11 protein-coding genes are annotated in these 19,050 nt (G+C 67.0%); 2 read left to right on the top strand and 9 right to left on the bottom strand.

Features of this window, described 5'->3' with window-relative positions:
* Positions 1 to 2: 2 nt before the first annotated feature.
* On the bottom strand, positions 3 to 893 hold the full coding sequence (locus tag SPHME3_RS0111860; RefSeq protein WP_017978945.1) for a LysR family transcriptional regulator: 891 nt from the start codon (positions 891 to 893) through the stop codon (positions 3 to 5).
* 100 nt (positions 894 to 993) lie between these two features.
* Here SPHME3_RS0111860 and SPHME3_RS0111855 point away from each other — a divergent pair, with 100 nt between their 5' ends.
* A complete protein-coding gene (locus SPHME3_RS0111855) occupies positions 994 to 3,072 on the top strand; it encodes a malate synthase G (protein WP_017978946.1) in 2,079 nt (692 codons plus the stop codon).
* Between the two features lie 22 nt (positions 3,073 to 3,094).
* Here SPHME3_RS0111855 and SPHME3_RS0111850 read toward each other — a convergent pair whose 3' ends face one another.
* From SPHME3_RS0111850 to SPHME3_RS0111825, 6 genes are all read right to left on the bottom strand, one after another.
* The gene (locus SPHME3_RS0111850) at positions 3,095 to 4,096 is read right to left on the bottom strand and encodes an NAD-dependent epimerase/dehydratase family protein (RefSeq protein WP_018250738.1); all 1,002 of its coding nucleotides are present in this window, start codon (positions 4,094 to 4,096) and stop codon (positions 3,095 to 3,097) included.
* Positions 4,097 to 4,127: 31 nt separating this feature from the next.
* Positions 4,128 to 5,636, bottom strand: a complete 1,509-nt coding sequence (locus SPHME3_RS0111845; RefSeq protein WP_017978948.1) for an MFS transporter — start codon at positions 5,634 to 5,636, stop codon at positions 4,128 to 4,130.
* Positions 5,633 to 7,108, bottom strand: a complete 1,476-nt coding sequence (locus tag SPHME3_RS0111840) for a tryptophan halogenase family protein (protein WP_017978949.1) — start codon at positions 7,106 to 7,108, stop codon at positions 5,633 to 5,635. The genes SPHME3_RS0111845 and SPHME3_RS0111840 overlap by 4 nt, the downstream gene beginning before the upstream one ends.
* Before the next feature lie 167 nt (positions 7,109 to 7,275).
* Positions 7,276 to 9,369 (bottom strand): glycoside hydrolase family 97 protein, encoded by a 2,094-nt coding sequence (locus tag SPHME3_RS0111835; protein ID WP_018250737.1) that lies wholly within the window; start codon positions 9,367 to 9,369, stop codon positions 7,276 to 7,278.
* A complete protein-coding gene (locus SPHME3_RS0111830; protein WP_018250736.1) occupies positions 9,366 to 10,988 on the bottom strand; it encodes an alpha-glucosidase in 1,623 nt (540 codons plus the stop codon). Before SPHME3_RS0111830 ends, SPHME3_RS0111835 begins: the two co-directional genes overlap by 4 nt.
* A gap of 5 nt (positions 10,989 to 10,993) precedes the next feature.
* Positions 10,994 to 12,823, bottom strand: coding sequence for an alpha-amylase family glycosyl hydrolase (locus SPHME3_RS0111825; RefSeq protein ID WP_017978952.1), 1,830 nt, complete (start codon positions 12,821 to 12,823; stop codon positions 10,994 to 10,996).
* 142 nt (positions 12,824 to 12,965) lie between these two features.
* Between SPHME3_RS0111825 and SPHME3_RS0111820 the strand changes: the two genes are divergently transcribed.
* Positions 12,966 to 14,018, top strand: a complete 1,053-nt coding sequence (locus SPHME3_RS0111820; protein WP_017978953.1) for a LacI family DNA-binding transcriptional regulator — start codon at positions 12,966 to 12,968, stop codon at positions 14,016 to 14,018.
* A gap of 339 nt (positions 14,019 to 14,357) precedes the next feature.
* Here the strand turns inward: SPHME3_RS0111820 and SPHME3_RS0111815 are convergent, their stop codons facing one another.
* The gene (locus tag SPHME3_RS0111815; protein ID WP_017978954.1) at positions 14,358 to 15,845 is read right to left on the bottom strand and encodes a tryptophan halogenase family protein; all 1,488 of its coding nucleotides are present in this window, start codon (positions 15,843 to 15,845) and stop codon (positions 14,358 to 14,360) included.
* 233 nt (positions 15,846 to 16,078) lie between these two features.
* Positions 16,079 to 18,994, bottom strand: coding sequence for a TonB-dependent receptor (locus SPHME3_RS0111810; RefSeq protein WP_017978955.1), 2,916 nt, complete (start codon positions 18,992 to 18,994; stop codon positions 16,079 to 16,081).
* Between the last annotated feature and the right edge of the window lie 56 nt (positions 18,995 to 19,050).

Below are 19,050 nucleotides of genomic sequence, written 5' to 3'. Positions count from 1 at the left end.
CGTCAGGCCCAGGCGGCGGGATCGATCGTGTCGCGCAGGAAATCGATGAAGGCGGTGACGGCGGCCGGGACCGCGGGGCTGCGCAGGTGAACGGCGTAGATGCCGACGTCGGCCGACCCCTCCCATTCGGGCAACACGCGCACGAGTCGGCCCGAGGCGAGGTCATCGCCAACATCCCATAACGAGCGCAATGCGATACCGACGCCGCCCAACGCGAGTTCGCGCACCATTTCGCTGGAATTGGTGCGGACGTAGCTGGGTTCGGTGACGAGCGTCGTGCGTCCGTCGGACACGAGACGCCACGGCATCTGCCCATCGGCCGCCAGCAGGCGATGCGCGGACAGGTTGTCCACCTGTTCAGGCGTGCCGATGTCGACGAGATAGGACGGCGCCGCGCAGAGGATGCGGCGGCTGGTGGCGAGCCGGTGCGCTACGACGGTCTCAGGCACGTCTGCCGCGATACGGATCGCGCAATCGACCCGCGCCCCGAACAGGTCAACGAAGCCGTCGTCGAGATCGAAGCGCAGCTCGACCGCCGGGCAGGCCGCCACGAACCGGCCGAGGTGCGGCGCAACGTGAAGCCGCCCGAATGAGGTCGGCGCCGACACGTGAAGCGGTCCCGCCGGCGCGGTGCGGGCACCGGTCACCCGCGCTTCCGCCGCATCCAGCGCGCCGAGAATGTCACCGAGATCGGCGCGGAACCGCTCGCCTGCCGTCGTCAGCGCCAGACGTCGGGTGGTGCGGTGGACCAAAGTAACGCCGAGGCGCTGCTCGAGCCGTTGCAGCCGCTTGGACACCATCGCGGGCGACAGGCGCAACGCCCGTGCGGCAGCGCTGAGGCTGCCCGCTTCGGCCACGGCGACGAACAGCGCATAATCGGGATCGAAGGCCATTCGTTCCTCTTACGATAAACTGCTTCAATATCTTTGCTGCTACCGAACGGATAGCGATCGGTCTAGGATCGCCGGCAAGACCATAGCGAAGGATGACCCCATGATCGCGCGCGCCGGCCTTGGCATCGCCCCCGAACTTGCCGACTTTCTCGAGCGCGAGGCATTGCCGGGCACCGGTGTTACGCCTGACGCGTTTTGGTCGGGGGTGGCGGCGATCTTCGACCGGTTCACGCCACAGAACCGCGCGCTGCTGGCGACGCGCGACCGGATGCAGGCAGCGATCGACGCGTGGCATCGCGACCATGCGTTCGAGCCCGCCGCCTATGAGGCGTTCCTGCGCGAGATCGGCTATCTGCTGCCCGAACCGGGCCCCTTTGCGGTCGACCCCGCCAATGTCGATCCGGAAATCGCCGAGCGGGCGGGGCCGCAGCTGGTCGTCCCGATCCTCAACGCCCGCTTCCTGCTGAATGCGGCGAATGCGCGCTGGGGCAGCCTGTACGATGCGCTGTACGGCACCGATGCACTACCCGGTGAGGCTGCGTCCGGCGGCTATGACGCGGCGCGCGGGAGCAAGGTCATCGCCTGGGCGAAGGCGTTTCTGGACGAGGCGGTGCCGCTGGCCGACGGCCGCTGGGCGGATTGGACCGGCGGCACGCCCGCGCTCGCCGATCCTGGGCAATGGGTGGGCAACGCCGGCGACACGTTGCTCTTCCGGCACAACGGCCTGCATATCGAGGTGGTCGTCGACCGCGGCCACCCGATCGGTCGCGACGACCCCGCGGGTATCGCCGACGTCGTCCTCGAATCCGCTTTGACGACGATCTGCGACCTTGAGGATTCGGTCGCGGCGGTCGATGCCGAGGACAAGGTCGCTGGCTATGCCAATTGGCTGGGGCTGATGCGGGGCGACCTGACAGCGAGCTTCGACAAGGGCGGGCGGACGGTGAGCCGGACGCTGGCCGAGGATCGCACCTATAGCGCGCCCGACGGCGGCACGATCACCCTGCCCGGCCGCAGCCTGCTGTTCGTCCGCAACGTCGGCCATCTGATGACGACGCCGGCCGTGCGCCTGCCTGACGGCGGCGAGGCGCCCGAAGGCATCCTCGATGCGATCGTCACCAGCCTGATCGGGCTGCATGACGTGCGGGGGCCGAGCCGCAACAGCCGCGCCGGATCGATCTACATCGTCAAGCCCAAGATGCACGGGCCGGACGAAGCGGCCTTGACCAACGCGCTGTTCGACGCTGTCGAGGACCTGCTGGGCCTCGATCGCCACACGATCAAGGTCGGGCTGATGGACGAGGAACGGCGGACCAGCGCGAACCTGGCCGCGTGCATCTACGCCGTCCGCCACCGGCTGGTCTTCATCAACACCGGCTTCCTCGACCGTACCGGCGACGAGATGCACACATCGATGCACGCCGGACCGATGATCCCGAAGGGCGAGATGAAGGCGAGCCGCTGGATCGCGGCCTATGAAAACCGCAACGTGCAGATCGGGCTCGCCTGCGGCCTGTCGGGCAAGGCGCAGATCGGCAAGGGCATGTGGGCCGCGCCGGACCGGATGGCGGACATGCTCGATCAAAAGATCGGCCATCCGCAGACCGGGGCTAATACCGCCTGGGTCCCCTCGCCTACCGCGGCGACGCTACACGCGACGCACTATCACCGCGTCGACGTCTTCGCCCGCCAACGCGAGCGCGCCGCCGAGCCGGTCGCGCCGCTCCGTGACCTGCTGACGATCCCGGTTGCCGAGGCGGGACGGAACTGGACGCCCGACGAGGTGCGCGCTGAACTCGACAACAATGCGCAGGGCATATTGGGCTATGTCGTGCGCTGGATCGATCAGGGCATCGGCTGTTCGAAGGTGCCCGACATCCACGACATCGGCCTGATGGAGGATCGCGCGACGCTGCGTATCTCCTCGCAGCATATGGCGAACTGGCTGCTGCATGGCGTCGCGACGCCGGCCGAGGTCGATGCCGCCTTCACGCGCATGGCGGCGAAGGTCGACGCGCAGAATGCCGACGATCCCCTCTACCGGCCGATGAGCGGGCATCCGGACAGCCTCGCCTGGCAGGCGGCGCGGGCGCTGGTGTTCGAGGGCGTCGAGCTGCCGAACGGGTACACCGAACCGCTGCTCCACCGCTATCGCGCGGAGGCGAAGGCGGCCGGCTGAGGCGTCGGCTGGGAGGCGCCGCCTACAGACGGTGGTAGGCGCGATACCAGTCGACGAACGCCGGCACGCCGACATCGATCGACGTCGTCGGCCGGTAGCCGAGGTCGCCGGCAATCGCGTCGATATCCGCCGCGGTGCGGACGACGTCGCCCGGCTGCATCGGCAGGTTTCGGCGGATCGCCTGGCGGCCCGTCGCCCGTTCCAGCACCTCGATCACGCGGCCCAACGGTTCCGACCGGTTGTTGCCGATATTGTAGAGACGATGCGGCGCAACGCTGCCGCCGGCTTTCTCCGACCCGTCGTCGGGCGGCGGATTGTCGTGCGCCGCGATCACGCCGGCGACGATGTCGGCGATGAAGGTGAAGTCGCGCTCCATCTGGCCGTCGTTGAACACCGGGATCGGCTCGCCCGCGAACATCGCACGGGTGAAGATCCACATCATCATGTCCGGCCGGCCCCATGGGCCATAGACGGTGAAGAAGCGCAGGCCGGTGAGCGGCAGGCGATACAGGTGCGCGTAGCTTTCGCTCATCACCTCGTTCGCGCGCTTGGTGGCGGCATAGAGCGAGACGGGCCGGTCGACGCGATCCTCGACGCGGAACGGTACGGAGGTATTGCCGCCATAGACCGACGACGACGAAGCATAGACCATGTGCGCGACGCCGCGGTGCCGCGCGACCTCGAGCAGGTTGAGGTGGCCGACGAGGTTCGACTGGCCATAGGCCTCGGGATGCTCGATCGAATAGCGCACGCCAGGCTGAGCGCCCAGATGGACGATGCGATCGAAATCGTGCGGCTCCAGCGCGGACTTCAGCGCAATGGCATCGGCGAAGTCGACGTGGAGGAAAGTGAACAGGTCGCCATAGCGTTCGGTCAGGCGGGCGAGGCGCGCGTGCTTGAGGGCGGGGTCGTAGTAATCGTTGATCGAATCCACGCCGATCACCCGCGTGCCGCGCGCCATCAGCGCATCGGCGGTGCTCATGCCGATGAACCCCGCCACGCCCGTCACCAATGTCGTCGGCATTGTCTCGTCCCCGCTTGCGTCGCACGCCGCTCTAGCCGGGGACGCGCGCCGCCTCCACCCGCGTCATCGCTATCGCGGCGAGCAGCAGCGCTCCGGCCGCGAACGCCAGCGTCCAGATCGGTGCGGTCGGGAAGAAGTGCTTGGTGATCGATCCCATCACCGTCGCGACCAGCAGCTGCGGCACGACGACGAAGACATTGAATAGCCCCATGTAGATACCGAGCTTGCGCTGCGGCAGGCTGGACGCGAGGATCGCGTACGGCATGGCGAGGATCGACGCCCAGGCGATGCCGATGCCGATCTCGCTGGCGAGCAGCCATTTGGGATCGGTGATGACGAAGAAGCTGGCAAAGCCCGCCGCGCCGCACAGCAGCCCGATGATGTGCGTCTTCGCCTGCCCGATCCGCCTGGCCAGCACCGGCAGCAGCGTCAGCGCGGCGACCGCGGCGATGCCGTTATAGGTCGCGAACAGCACGTCGACCCAGTTCGCGCCCTCCTGATACAGCGGGCTTTTCGCATCGGGTGCGCCGTAGAAGGCCCCCGCGACGATCGGCGTCGTGTTGATCCACATGATGAACAGCGCCGACCAGCTGAAGAATTGCGCGACCGCCAGTCGCTTCATCAGCAGCGGCATCCCGCCGAAATCGCCAACGATATGGCCGAGCATGCCCGCCACATGCCCTGCCCGCGCCCGAGCAATCGCGACGATGCTGGCGAGACCATAGCCTGCCAGCAACGCGCCGAGCAGGTACACCTCCTTCTCCAGCCGCATCGCGGCGACGGCGACGACCACGATCGCACCCGCAACGATCCAGGCGATGCTGGTGCCGTACTGGCGCGCGGCGAGGATACGGAGCGTGTGGCCATGGTCCTCCGTCGCAGCCCCGTCGAACGCCGCCATTTCCTCGGGCGCATATTCGCGCGTCGTCAGCACGGTCCACAGCACGGCGAGGAACAGCGCCGCGCCGCCGAACCAGAAGGCATAGCGTACGGTATCGGGAATGCCGCCGCCCGCCGCCTGGTTGGACACGCCGAGATGTTCGAGCAGCCAGGGAAAGATCGACCCGAACACCGCGCCCGCGCCGATGAAGGCGGTCTGCACGGCATAGCCTGCGGCATGCTGATCCTTGTCGAGCATATCGCCAACGAAGGCACGGAACGGCTCCATGGAAACGTTGAGCGAGGCGTCGAGCAGCCACAGCAGCATCGCCGCCATCAGCAGCCCCGGGCTTTCCGGCATCAGCAGCAGCGCGATCGCCGCCAGGATCGCGCCGGCGAGAAAATAGGGCCGCCGCCGTCCCAATCGGCCGAGCCATGTCCGGTCGCTGAGGTGGCCGATCACGGGCTGCACCAACAGGCCGGTCAGCGGCGCCGCGACCCAGAGCGCGGGCAGATCGTCGAGGCTGGTGCCGAGCGACTGGAAGATACGGCTCATATTGGCGTTCTGCAGCGCGAAGCCGATCTGGATGCCGAAGAAGCCGAACGAGATATTCCAGAGACCCGCCCAGCTTTGGCGCGGGCGAGTGGCAGTGGGGGTCATGGCATCCTCCGGTGGCCGTCTAGCGCGGCCTGATGATCTGGGAAGTTGAGCAGGCATCCGCTCAGCAAGGTATCGATTGCGGCGAGATCGGCGACGGGGGGAGCCGTGCGCAGCCGCGTCGCATCGGGAAAGGTGCCGTAACCGGCGAGGAGAACCTCCCACGACATGGGCGCGTAATAACCGGCAAGGCCCCGTCCCTCGACCACCGCGGCGACGTCGCCGCCGGTGAACCACGCGGTCATGATCGCCTTCAGGTCGTCGGACAGATCGTCGTTGGCGGCGACGTCGCGCCAGAAGGGGCCGCTGCGGCGGTTGAGGCGGTAATGGGCGACGATATAGTCGCGGATGCCGTCGTAACGGCGCGCGATCGCGGCGTTGAAGGCGTCGCGGCTGCCGGCCTGATAGGCGCCGATGAAGCCCTCGATCGTGGCCTGTACGATATGGAGCGCCGTCGCTTCGAGCGGTTCGATGAAGCCTTGGGCAAGGCCGATCGCGAGGCAGTTGGCGGTCCAGCTCGTCTCGACGCGGCCAACCTTCATGCTGAGGTGGCGGGCGGCGACGTCGGCATCGAGCAGGCCGAGGTGACGGCGCAGCTCCGTCTCGGCTGCGTCGGACGACAGGTAGCGCGAGGCGTAGACGTAGCCGTTGCCGGTGCGGCTGGTCAGCGGAATGCCCCAGGCCCAGCCGGCGGACAGCGCGGTCGCCTTGGTCTGGACCGGCAGCGCGGCCTGCCGCGGGGTGGGCATCACCACGGCACGGTCGGCGAACAGAGTGTTTGCGAAGGAGCGGAACGGCACACCGAGCGCCTGTTGTGCGATGGCGCTGGCGAAACCGCTGGCGTCGACGAACAGCTCGGCGTGGAGGGCATCTCCTTCGTCCAGCGTCAGTGCGACGACCTGACCGGCCGTATCGACCACGACGTCATGCACGCGGCGCGGCAGATGGACGACGCCGCGCGCCACCGCTGCATCGCGCAGGACATGCCCGACCTTGTGCGCGTCGAAATGATAGCCATAGCCGATGCGGAACGGGAAGTGTGCGGGCGCGATCGGGGCGCGGCCCGCCTCCGCCAGCCTCGCGTTCAGAAAGAAGCGGTCCGGATGCGCGGGGACGTCGGCGCCATGACGGCGTGCGCGGGTGCTGGCGAAGAAGGCGCCTTGCGTGTGGAGGTCGATCTGGCCGGCGAAGGGGTGGAAATAAGCGGGCGTATCGTCGGACCAGCCATGGAAGGCGATGCCCGCCTTGTAGGTCGCGTCGGCGGCCGGCATCCAGTCGGCCTCGGCAAGCCCAAGCGCGTCGAACAGCGCCTTGAGCTGCGGGGTCGACCCTTCGCCGACGCCGACGATGCCGATGTCGGGGGATTCGATGACGGTGATGCGCGCCTGCGGCCATGCCTTGGCCATCAGGCAGGCGGCCATCCAGCCGGCGGTGCCGCCGCCGAGGATGGCGATGGAGGAAGGCGGTGGGGTCATCGGTGAAGCGCCGTCGCCTGCCCCATCTTCTCCGTCACCCCGGACTTGTTCTGGGGTCCACTGTGCAACGGGGGGACGGGCAAGAGGCTCAGGCGTTCCCCCCGCGGACGAGTGGACCCCGGAACAAGTCCGGGGTGACGGTTATGGACAGGCAGCCGCGCGTTCACTTACTTCCGGCGGGCCTTGCCGCTTGCGACGAAGCGGATTGCCTGACCGCCGCCGGGCGCCAAAGCGAGCGTCATCGTGTCGCCCTTCTTCACCTGGCGCTTTTCGATCGCGATCGCGTGGCGGGCGTCGGTGCGATAGTCCGCGCCCGTGCCGTCGCGGTAGATTTCGGCGGTATAGCTGCGGCCCGGATCGAGGAAGTCGAGGGCGACGTTCAGCGTCCGGCCGCTGTCGTTGGTGATGCTGCCGAGATACCAGTCGTCGCTCGCGCGATCCTTGCGCGCCACGGTGACGTAATCGCCCACCTCACCGTTCAGCACGCGCGTGTCCGACCAGTCGACCGGCACGTCGCGGATGAACTGGAAGGCATCCATGTGCTTGGCGTAGTTTTCGGGCGTATCCGCCGCCATCTGCACCGGCGAATAGATGACGACGTAGAGCGCCAGCTGCTTCGCCGCGGTCGACATCAACGCGCTGCCGCCCTGCCCTTCCAGGCTCAGCATGCCGGGCGTGAAGTCCATCGGGCCGCCGAGCCACTGGGTGAAGAACATATTGGCTTCGTGATTGGGCGGGTTCTTGCCAGGCCAGGCGTTATATTCCATGCCGCGACCGCCCTCGCGGGCGAGCCAATTGGGGTAGGTGCGGCGCAGGCCGGTGTCCTTGACGGGTTCGTGACTGTCGATCCCAACCTTGTACTTGGCGGCGGTCTGTACGACGCGCAGATAGTGGTTCACCATCCACTGGCCCTCATGCCATTCGCGCTTCTTCGTCCCGTCGGCGTCGACGCGTTCGATCTGCGCGGCGTCGGTGACGTAGCCGGTCTTCACGACCGGAATGCCGTGGTCGCGGGCATAGGCGAAGGCGCGGTCGAGCTGCGCGTCGTAATGGCTGGCCGAGCCGCCCGTCTCGTTATGGCCGACGAGGTGGACGCCCTTCGCCTTGGCGTAGCGGGTCAGTTCCGCGGCGTCGAAATCGGGCGTCGGCTGGTCGAATTGCATGTCGTTGCCGTTGCCGAACCAGTCGCCGTCCCAGCCGACGTTCCAGCCCTCGACCAGCACGCCCGGGATTTTGTTGGCGGCGGCGAAGTCGATATACTTTTTGACGTTGGCGGTGGTCGCGCCGTGCTGCGGCCCGGTCGCCCAGGTCCATTCGCCCTTGATCATCTTCCACCACACGCCGACGAACTTGGCGGGCTTCAGCCAGCTGACGTCGCCGAGCTTGTTCGGCTCGTTGAGGTTCAGCTCGAGGTGGCTCATGTAGAGACCGGGCGCATCGTCCGACAGGATGATCGTCCGCCACGGCGAGGCGAAGGGCGCCGCGCGCGTCACCTTGGGCGCACCGGCGCCGGGCGTGAGCGAGGCCTTGAAGGTATTTCCCTCGCTGCGCGCGAGGTTCATCGCGGCATAGTCGACCAGCGCCGCCTCGTGCAGCGCGGCATGCGTGCCGTCGGCGAGCTTCACCGTCATCACCGTCTGCGCGGTGCCGACCGCGTCGAGCGGCGTCTTGTTGTAGAGATATTCCTCCCGGTTCCACAGATAGGCCGGCTTCCACCAGGCGGTGCCGTTCTGGGCGAAGGCGAATTCGGTCAGCTCGTCCGAGATATTGGCGTTATGCAGGTTCGGCTGGTCGGGGAAACTGTAGCGGAAGCCCAAGCCGTCATCGAACAGGCGGAAGGTGACGTCCATCTCGCGCTTCAAGCCCGTCTTCTCGCGGAAGCGGAGGGTGAGTTCGTTGTGCCGGTCGCGGATCGTCCGCCATTCACCGAACGGCTGCGTCCAGCTGCTATCGCCGCTCGCCTTGGACTGGCCGATCAGTTCGACGTTGCGCTCGATCTTGGGCGCGTCGGTGAACATGATGCCGAGCCGGCTGGGGTTGAGGATCGCCTTGCCCTTGCGGCTGACCGCATAGGTGGGGCGGCCATCGTTATCGAAGGCGATGGTGAGCGCGATGCTGCCGTCGGGCGAGGTGGCGGTGGCGACGGGCTTGAAGCTGGCGGTGGGGATTTGCGCGACCGCATTGGGATCCGTCTGGGCGACGGCAGCGCCCGCCGCCAGCACCAACGCCATCGCGGCGCCGATCGTGAAATGCCTCATCATGCCTCTCCCGTTCTTTTGGCGATCAATGCGCCATATCCGTCGAAATGCCAGCCCTGCGTCGCGGTCTCGGCGACGGTCTGCCACTGGTCGGGCTGCTCCGGCGCCCAGCGCTGCGGCTCGGGCGACAGGTTGAAGACGCACAGCATCGTCTCGTTCGCGCCGCGCCGTTCGATCGCGAGCATGGCGTCGTCCGCCGCGACGATGCGGATGTCGCCGGTCAGCAGCGCCGGATGCGCCTTGCGCAGGGCGAGCACGTCGCGCGTCCAGTGGAGCAGCGCATGCGGGTCCCGCTCCTGGCGGTCCACGGCAAGCGCGCCATGATCGTCACCGATCGGCAGCCACGGCCTGGCCGTAGAGAACCCCAGGTTGGGAGCTTCAGCCTGCCACGGCATCGGCGTCCGCGCACCGTCGCGCGACAACGTGCGCGGCCAGTTGGCGATGGCTTCCGGGTCTTGCAGATCCTCGAACGGCACATCGACCTGGGTCAGACCCAGTTCCTCGCCATAATAGAGGAAGATATTGCCGCGTAAGCTTGCCAGCAGCAGCATCTTCATCCGGGCGAAGGCCCGCGCCTGCTCCGGCGCGACCCAGCGCGAGATGGCGCGGGGGGCGTCGTGGTTCTCGAACGCCCAGCTCGGCCAGCCGACGCCGTCCTGCTCGGGCCATTTCTCCACCGCCTCGGCGACCACGACGGGCGTCAGGCCGGGGGCATAGAGGAAGTCGAAGCCATAGGCGCTGTGCAGGCGACGTCCTTCCGCGGTGAACAGCTTCATCTCGCGGTCGCTGTCCGCCCCGCCGACCTCGGCCACGGTGAAGCGCGCGTCATAGCTGTCGAACAACGCGCGGATGCGTTCGAGGAAGCCGGGAATCGCCTCGTGGCTCTGGTTGTAGGTGTGGAGCTGGTAATCGAACGGGCGCGTGCGCGGGATGCCATCGTCCAGCGGCGCGGGCGGATTGTCGCGGAAGCCGGGATCGAACATCATGAAGTTGATCGCGTCGATGCGGAACCCGTCGATGCCCCGCTCCAGCCAGAAACGTGCGACGTCGAGGAACGCCTGCTGCACCGCCGGATGGTGGCCGTTGACCTGCGGCTGCTCTTTCAGGAAGTTGTGCATGTAATATTGGCGGCGGCGGGCGTCCCATGTCCACGCCGGGCCGCCGAACACCGACTGCCAGTTATTGGGCGGCGAGCCGTCGGGCTTGGGATCGTGCCAGACGTACCAATCGGCGCGGGGGTTGTCGCGGCTGGCCCGGCTTTCCTCGAACCAGGGGTGCCGGTCACTGGTGTGCGCCCAGACCTGATCGATGATGACCTTCACGCCGAGCGCGTGCGCGCGGGCGACGAGCGCGTCAAAGTCGGCAAGCGTGCCGAAGATCGGGTCGACGTCGCAATAATCGGACACGTCATAGCCGAAATCGGCCATCGGCGACCGGAAGAAGGGCGACAGCCAAATCGCCTCGACACCCAGGCTCGCGACATGGTCGAGGTGCGCGGTGATGCCGGGCAGGTCGCCGATGCCGTCGCCGTTCGAATCGGCGAAGCTGCGCGGATAGATCTGATAGATGGTGGCGCCGTGCCACCAGGCACGGTCTTGGGGGCGGTCCTGGGGAGGTTGCATGTGGCTCATCGTGCTGGGGTCAGCGCGCAGATCGCATAGCCGAGCGGCGGCAGCGTGACAGTGAGGCTGCCGGGCGCGGCGACCGCGCCGCATCCGGTGCCGGCGAGCGTCTTTGCGCCGGTGGCGCCGACGCCGATCTCGACCTGACGGGTCAACGGCGTGGTGGACGTGTTGAAGGCCAGCAGCACCTCTGCCCCGTTCGTCGGGTCGAAACGCGAGATGGCGAGGAGGCCGGGCGTATCCTCACGGGCGCGGAGCAACTGGCGGCCGCGGGTCAGCGCGGGGGTGGCGGTGCGCAGCTTGGCGAGCATCGCGGTCTGGCGGAACAGCGGATTGTCCTGGCCGAAGCTCTCCGTCGCAGTCGTCTTGCTGGTGCCGAGCAGGCGGTTGTCGTTATAGCTGGCGACCTTGCTCGCGAACATATCCTCGCGCGCGTCCTGGTCGTTGCCGTCGCTAACGAAGCCCTGTTCGTCGCCCGAATAGATGGTCGGCACGCCGCGCAACGACAGCAGCATCGCGTTCGACAGCATCACGCGTTGCAGCACCTCCGCATCGCTCGCGTTCGGGAAGGCCTTGCGCACGAAGGTGGAGAAGCGCCCATCATCGTGGTTGCCGGTGAAGGTCGGCAGCTGGATCGCGGTGTCATAACCCTTGGCGTAAAGCGCATCGCCGTCGAACAAGGCCTCGAATGCGTCGGTGCCGCGGGTGCCGGCGACCGTTTCGACCACCGCCTGGCGGAACGCAAAGTCGAGCACGGCGGGCAGCTTGTCGACCACCGTGTGCTGGGCGAGCACGGCGGGGCGCACCTCATGGTCGGAGACTTCGCCAAAGATGTGGAAGTTGGGGATGCCCTTCGCCTTGGCGCGCGCTTCCATGGCGGGGACGAAGGCCGCCCAGAATTCGGGATTGACGTGGCGGGCGGTATCGATGCGGAAGCCGTCGATGCCGTAGCGGTCGATCCAGCCGCCGAAGATGTCGATCATGCCGCTGAGGACGCGCGGGTTTTCGGTCATCAGGTCGTCGAGGCCGACGAAGTCGCCCATCGTCGAGCTTTCGTTGCGATAGGTCGTATCGCCGCGATTATGGTAGAGCGTCACGTCGTTCAGCCAGGCGGGGACCTTCACGTCCTTTTCCTTCGCCGGCACGAAGGGCGTGTAGGCGTAGGTCGGGTCGGTGAGCTTCGCGAAGTTCGCGGCGCTGCGGTCCTGGTCACTGGCGAAGCCGGGGTTGATCGCCTTGCCGGTCACGCCGCCACGGCGCTGATAAGGATAGTCGGCGCGACTGCGATAGGGGCATTCGCGCTGGCCGACGCATTCGCGATACTGGATCACGTCGGCGGTGTGGTTGATGATGATGTCCATATAGACCTTCATCCCGCGGCCGTGCGCGGCGGCGACGAGGTCGGCGAAATCCTGATTGGTGCCGAGGTGTGGATCGACCTGTATGAAGTCGGTGATCCAATAGCCGTGATAGCCGGCGGACTGCTGGCCGGGGGCGCCCTGCACCGGCTTGTTCTTGAAGATCGGGCCGACCCACAGGGCCGTCGCGCCGAGCGACTGGATGTAATCGAGGCGCTTGGTCAGCCCCTTGAGGTCGCCGCCGTGGTAGAAGCCCTTGGCGGTGGGATCGAAGCCGGTGACGGTGCGGTCGCCCTTCAGGCCGCCGCGATCGTTGCTGGGATCGGCGTTTTCGAACCGGTCGGGAAGCAGGAAGTAGATCACCTCGTCCTGCGGCAGGCGCGCGCGGTAATCGGTGGCCGCCGTCTGGGCGGGCGCGGCGGAGGCGGCGAGCAGCAGGGCGAGCGCGGTCGCGGTTCGTGTGGCCAGCTTCAGCATGCATCCCCCAAGTCACGCGCAGCCGATCCGTCGCCGGCCGCGTCCGGCCCGCCTTGTGCGGACCCTGCGCCCCCAAGCCAAGCATAGGGCATACGTATTCAACGCCGCTATCCCTACCGCCCGGCTTTGGCTACAGTCCCGCATGGCCGTGAAGAGCAGAGGACGGGGAACGGGCGCGGGCGACAAGCCGCCGACCTCGTTCGACATCGCCGCGCTCGCCGGCGTATCGCAGCCGACGGTCAGCCGCGCGCTGCGTGGCGACCGCACGGTCAGCAGCGCGACGCGGATGCGGATCGAGGCGATCGCGCGGCAGCTGAACTACAAGGTCGACAAGAACGCATCGTCGCTGCGGCGGGGGCAGAGTATGACGCTGGCCCTGCTCTTCTTCGAAGACCCGCTGGACGACGGCAGCTTCATCAACCCCTTCTTCCTCTCCATGCTGGGGTCGATCCTGCGCACCTGCGCGGCGCGGGGGTATGACCTGCTCACCTCGTTCCAGCAGCTCTCCGCCGACTGGCACACCGATTACGAGGACAGTCGCAAGGCGGACGGGATCATCCTGCTCGGCTATGGCGATTACGAACTGTACAAGGCGCGGCTGGAGGCGCTGGTGGCGCAGGGCACGCATTTCGTGCGCTGGGGATCGGTCGACGCGCATCCGATCGGGGTGACGATCGGCTGCGACAATATCGCCGGCGGGCGGATGGCGGGCGAGCATCTGATCGCGCGCGGCGCCACGCGGATCGGTTTCATCGGTGATGCCGACGATCATTATCCCGAGTTCCGCGACCGGTATCGCGGGCTGTGCGCGGCGCTGCGCGCGGCGGGGCTGCCGGTCGATCCGGGCCTGCACGCCGATGCGCTGTCGGTCGAGCAATCGGGCTATGACGCGACGAAGCGACTGCTGGCGCGCGACCTGCCGTTCGACGCGCTGTTCGCCGCATCCGACCTGATCGCGCTGGGCGCGGTGCGCGCACTGACCGAGGCCGGACGGCGGGTGCCCGAGGATGTGGCGATCATCGGCTTCGACGACATTCCCGCCGCGGCGACGACGCAGCCGCCGCTTACCACGATCGCGCAGGATTATCGCAAGGCGGGCGAGGTGCTGGTCGACACGCTGCTGCGCCGGATCGCGGACCAGCCAACCGATACGGCGCTGTTGCAGCCGCGGTTGATCGTGCGGGCGTCGGCCTGAAAAGAGGCAACACGAACGCCTTGGACGAAACGATTCTATACGGGGCGCGGCGACATCCAATGTTTGTCACCCCGGACTTGATCCGGGGTCCCGCTATTTCCGGCCGGTGCAGAAGAAGAAGCGGGATCCCGGCTCAAGGCCGGGATGACGGGAGGCGCAATGTGGTGCGTCTGCACAGAACTTGGCCGCCGTATCGATCCTACACCGGGGATGACGACACCCAACATTCGTCACCCCGGACTTGATCCGGGGTCCCGCTACTCCCAGCCAGCGCAGAAGAAGAAGCGGGATCCCGGCTCAAGGCCGGGATGACGGGGCGGAATGGGATGACGGGGAGGTTCAGGCCCGGACGGCGCAGTGGCGGGCGATGAGGTCGGCGTGGGAGGGCATGGCCTGCGCTTCGCGGCGGTAGAGCAGTTCGAGCGTTTCCATATATTCGCCCAAGTCCTCGACGCCGATCTGGTCGGCGAGCGGGTGATAGGCGGCTGCCTGTACCCCCTGCCCCGCCAGCACCTGCAGCCAGCCGTCTTCGGTGAAGAGTTCCTCGTGCTCACGCGTGATCGTGCCGGCCTGTTGCCAGAGCCCGATCTTGGCGCGGAGCGTGTCGGGTAGGTCGGCCTCGCGGCGTTCCTTCCAGAACGGCTCCGAACGGCCGTTCGCCCAATAATGGAGGATCAGGAAGTCGCGGATGCGCTCGATCTCGAAATCGGTCTGGCGGTTGTATTCGTCGCGCAGCGCGTCGGCGATGGGCAAGGCAGGGAGCAGCTTCACCAGCCGGGCGATGGCCGACTGGATCATGTGGATGCTGGTCGATTCGAGCGGTTCGAGGAAGCCGCTCGCCAAGCCCAGCGCGACGACGTTGCGGTTCCACGCGCGCTTGCGGCGGCCGGTGACGAAGCGCAGGTGGCGGGGCTCTGCCTGTGCCTCGCCCTCAATATTCGCCAGCAGCGCCGCGGCGGCGGCATCGTCGGACAGATGGCGGCTGCAATAGACATAACCGTTGCCCGTCCGGTGCTGAAGCGGGATCCGCCACTGCCACCCCGCCTCACGCGCGATCGCCCGCGTGTAGGGGAGCGGCGCGCCGACGTTGGCGCTGGGCACCGCGACGGCGCGGTCGCAGGGCAGCCAGTGCGTCCAGTCATCGTAGCCCGTTTCGAGAGCGCCCTCGATCAACAGGCCGCGAAAGCCGGTGCAGTCGAGGAACAGGTCGCCCGCGACGCGTTCGCCCGAAGCGAGGACCAGCGCCGCGATATCGCCGGTGCCGCCGTTCCGTTCGACGCGGTCGATCGTGCCTTCGGTGCGCTCGACCCCGCGGTTGACCGCGAAGCGGCGCAGGTAGGCGGCGTACAGCCCCGCGTCGAAGTGGAAGGCGTAGGGCATCGTCGGCAGCGTCTGCGCGGTGATCGGCCCGCCGCGGTGCATGCGGCCGGCGCGCGCGGCGACCTCGTTGAGCGCATAGGCGTCCAATGGCTTGGCAAGGCCGAGTTGGCGCGCGCGCAGCCAGTAATGCTGGAAGGCGATCAGCCCGACGTCGCGGCCGACGTCGCCGAATGCATGCATGTAGCTGTGGCCGGGCTCGCGCCAGCCGTCGAAGGCGATGCCGAGCTTGAACGTGCCGCCGGTGGCGCGGAGAAAGGCGTCCTCATCCAGCCCCAGCGCCTGGTTGAACAGGCGGATCTGCGGGATGGTCGCCTCGCCGACGCCGACCGTGCCGATCTCTTCGGACTCGACCAGCCGTATGCGGTAGCCGCTTTCGAGCAGGCCGCCGAAGGCCGCCGCGGCCATCCAACCCGCGGTGCCGCCACCGGCGATGACGATCGTGGTCATGGGCGTGGTGAGAGGAGTGTCCGCCATGCTGCTGGCCTATCAAGAAAACGGGCTGCCGTCACATGACGACAGCCCGAAGGTTTCCGGGGAAGGAAACGGTAAGGTCTGATCCGAAGCCGACGCGCCAGCGGAGACTGGGGCCTTGTGCGGCTCCCGTCCCGTGCCTTCGCCGTGAGATCCCAGCCTTCGCTGGAATGACGGCTTGGGCACCGGGATCGGAAGGGCCGCCAGGATCAGAACTTGTACGTGATGCCGATGTAATAATCGCGGCCGTAGCGCTGATAGTCGATCACCTGACGGACGTCGTTGTTCTGATAGGTGATGAACGGACGGTCGGTCAGATTCTTCGCCTGGGCGAGGATCGAGAAGCCCTTGAGGAAACCCTCCTGGAATTCGTAGCCGATCTGCGCGTCGAGGATGCCTTCCGACTTTGCCGTGCGGTAGGTCGGCGAGGCCGAAAGGCCCGCGACTTCGGCGAGGAAGTCCGACCGGTAGCGATAGTTGACGCGCGCCTGGAAGCCATACTTTTCGAAGTACAACGTGCCGCTGGCGACCACGTCCGACAGGCCTGGCAGCGTGATCGGCGTCGGATTGTTGCGATAGACGATCCGCGAGTCGGTGTAGTTGCCGGTCACGAACATGCCGAAGCCGTCGAGCGCGCTGGTCAGCGTCTTGAACGGCAGCGACAGCGTGGCTTCGACACCCAGCACTTCGCCGCGGCCGGTGTTGGCCGGGGCTGACACATTGCCGATCTGCAGGTTGTTGCGCGTTATGATCTGCTGCTGCGCCGCCGTCAGGCCGCCGAGCAGGCCCGAGAAGTCATACGCATAGGCATTGTTCGGATCGACGAAGTCGGTGAGGTGCTTGAAGTAGCCCGACAGAGCGACATAGCCGCCGCCGTCGAAATACTTTTCCAGCGAGATGTCGATGTTGGTCGACTGGTACGGCCGCAGCGCGACGTTACCGCCGTTCGACGTGAACACCGGATTCAGCGCCGGATTGGTGTTGTTCGCCTGGATGTTGGCAAGGTTGATCGACACATCCTGGGTCACGCGCTCCTGGTCGAGACGCGGACGGATCATCGTCTGCGACGCACCCAGCTTGACGTAGCCGCTGTCGATCAGCTCGACCGAGAAGGTCGCCGAGGGCAGGACGTTGGTGTAGGTCGACTTCTGGTCGGCCGGCGCGATCGTCACGATGCCGTTGTTGACGCTGGCGATCTGGCCGGTGCCGCGCTGCTCGCTGCGGATGACCTGCACGCCGAGCGCGCCCTTCACCGACTTGCCGCCAAGTTCGCCGTCGATGTTCGCCTGGGCGTAGCCGGTCCAGACGTTTTCGGTCACGACATTGTCGCGGACCAGCGCCGACGGACGACCGTCGAACGCCTTGTTGAGCGCGTTGTTGTAGACGTACAGCGGGTCCCAGGTCAGCATCGCAGGGATGCCGAGATAGGTCAGCGGGATATTGGTGCCGAGCAGCGCGGCGGTGGGCAGCGGTGCGGTCAGCGGGGTACCGCTGGCGACGGTGCAGTTGGTGCCGCCGCCGGTCGGGCAGAGGAAGTAGGAGGTGTAGGCGCTGGTCTTTTCACGACGGCTGTAGTTGCCGCCGACTTCCCAGCTCTTAATGATGCTGCCGTCGATATCGCCCTTCAGCGCGGCGCGCAGCGACTTCAGGTCGTCGCGGAACTTCGGCTGGTTGAGGAAGCCCGACTGGACGACCGGCTGCGTGCCGTTGTTGCCCCAGCCCTGCGGGTCGGTCAGCTTGAAGATGCTGGTGTTGGTGTAATCCAGCGTCGGCACGATCTTGTAAGTGCCATTGGCGTTCTGCGTCACGGTTACGCGATCGGCGACGCCGCTCTTCGCAAAGCCGGTGCCGGTGTTAGTTTCGAGCAGGAAGTCGGTGCGGTCCGCGCGGCTCCAGCTGGCATCGACGTTGAAGTGCAGGTTGTCGGCGATCTTGAAATCGTTGTTCCAGCCGAGCGACAGATTCTCTGCAGTGCGCTTGTTATAGTCGTTGCGCTGCACGGCGAAGACGTTGCTGAACGTCGTCGCGGTGGCGAAGCCGTTGTTCGTCGTGATGCCGCTCTTGACGGGATCCGAGAAGCCGAGCGGGAATTCGATGCCGCGCAGGCGCTGTTCTTCGGTGAAGTGCGAATAGAGCGCGTCGAAGGTCGAGTGGAAATTCTCCGACGGGGCCCATTCGATCGTCGCGACCGCGCCATAGCGGCGCAATTCGTTCGACTGGACATAGGGCTTGGCGCCACCCAGCACATAGGGATCGGCGGCGGTGCCGCTGCCCGAATAGCCCCAGGCGTTGTAGCGTTCGTCCTGCGAGGGCGTCTGCGTCGCCGACACGCCGATCGCGATGCCGAGCGTGTTGTCGGCGAACTTGTCGATGTAGGTTGCCGAGGCGCGATAGCCGTAGCGCGACGAATCCGGGTTCAGATTGTCGATGCCGTTCATCTGGCCGCGCGCATTGATCGCGAAGACGCGCTGCGACTGATCGAGCGGGCGCAGCATGCGCAGGTCGACGGTGCCCGAGATGCCCGCGGCGATCAGCGTGGCGTTCGCCGACTTGTAGACGTTGACGTTGCGGAAGAATTCCGACGGATACTGATCGTATTCGACGCCGCGGTTGTCGCCGACGGTCACCTGTTCGCGGCCGTTGAGCAGCGTCGTGGAGAAGTCGGGGCCGAGGCCGCGGATCGACAGGCGCTGGTCGCGGCCTTCGAGGCGCTGGGCGGTGACGCCGGGCAGGCGGGCAAGGCTGTCGGCGATCGACACGTCGGGCAGCTTGCCGACGTCTTCGGCCGAGACGCTGTCGACGATCAGCGTCGAATCGCGCTTGATCTTCGCCGAATTGGCAAGGCTGGCGCGGATGCCGGTGACGACGATGTCGCCGTCATCGGCCGCGGCGTTGGCGGCGGTCTGCTGGGCGGCGGCGGCCTGGTTCGGCGTGGGGTCGGCGGCGGGGGCCGGCGCCTGCACCGTCGCCGCGGCGGGCGGGTTGGCGGTCGGCGACTGCGGATTGGGCGCTTCCTGCGCGAAGGCGGCGCCGCCGGTGACGAGCAGCACGCTGCCGATCGCAACGGTGCTGGAGCGCAGCGCGATCAGCGCACGACGCGAAAAACTGGAATCGATGTGGGACACGAAAATCCTCCCCCTGACGAATGCCATGCCCCCGCCCGCTACCATCGCGGACGATC

Origin of the sequence: Sphingomonas melonis DAPP-PG 224 (assembly GCF_000379045.1) — a bacterium.
Taxonomy (GTDB): Bacteria; Pseudomonadota; Alphaproteobacteria; order Sphingomonadales; family Sphingomonadaceae; genus Sphingomonas; species Sphingomonas aquatilis.
The sequence above is the reverse complement of the archived record's forward strand: the minus strand, read 5'-3'. Positions and strand labels throughout refer to the sequence as shown.

Excerpts from the sequence above, each read along its gene's own strand:
- SPHME3_RS0111860 (WP_017978945.1), bottom strand. The coding sequence starts at position 893 with ATGGCCTTCGATCCCGATTATGCGCTGTTCGTCGCCGTGGCCGAAGCG.
- SPHME3_RS0111855 (WP_017978946.1), top strand. The coding sequence starts at position 994 with ATGATCGCGCGCGCCGGCCTTGGCATCGCCCCCGAACTTGCCGACTTT.
- SPHME3_RS0111850 (WP_018250738.1), bottom strand. The coding sequence starts at position 4,096 with ATGCCGACGACATTGGTGACGGGCGTGGCGGGGTTCATCGGCATGAGC.
- SPHME3_RS0111845 (WP_017978948.1), bottom strand. The coding sequence starts at position 5,636 with ATGACCCCCACTGCCACTCGCCCGCGCCAAAGCTGGGCGGGTCTCTGG.
- SPHME3_RS0111840 (WP_017978949.1), bottom strand. The coding sequence starts at position 7,108 with ATGACCCCACCGCCTTCCTCCATCGCCATCCTCGGCGGCGGCACCGCC.
- SPHME3_RS0111835 (WP_018250737.1), bottom strand. The coding sequence starts at position 9,369 with ATGATGAGGCATTTCACGATCGGCGCCGCGATGGCGTTGGTGCTGGCG.
- SPHME3_RS0111830 (WP_018250736.1), bottom strand. The coding sequence starts at position 10,988 with ATGCAACCTCCCCAGGACCGCCCCCAAGACCGTGCCTGGTGGCACGGC.
- SPHME3_RS0111825 (WP_017978952.1), bottom strand. The coding sequence starts at position 12,823 with ATGCTGAAGCTGGCCACACGAACCGCGACCGCGCTCGCCCTGCTGCTC.
- SPHME3_RS0111820 (WP_017978953.1), top strand. The coding sequence starts at position 12,966 with ATGGCCGTGAAGAGCAGAGGACGGGGAACGGGCGCGGGCGACAAGCCG.
- SPHME3_RS0111815 (WP_017978954.1), bottom strand. The coding sequence starts at position 15,845 with ATGACCACGATCGTCATCGCCGGTGGCGGCACCGCGGGTTGGATGGCC.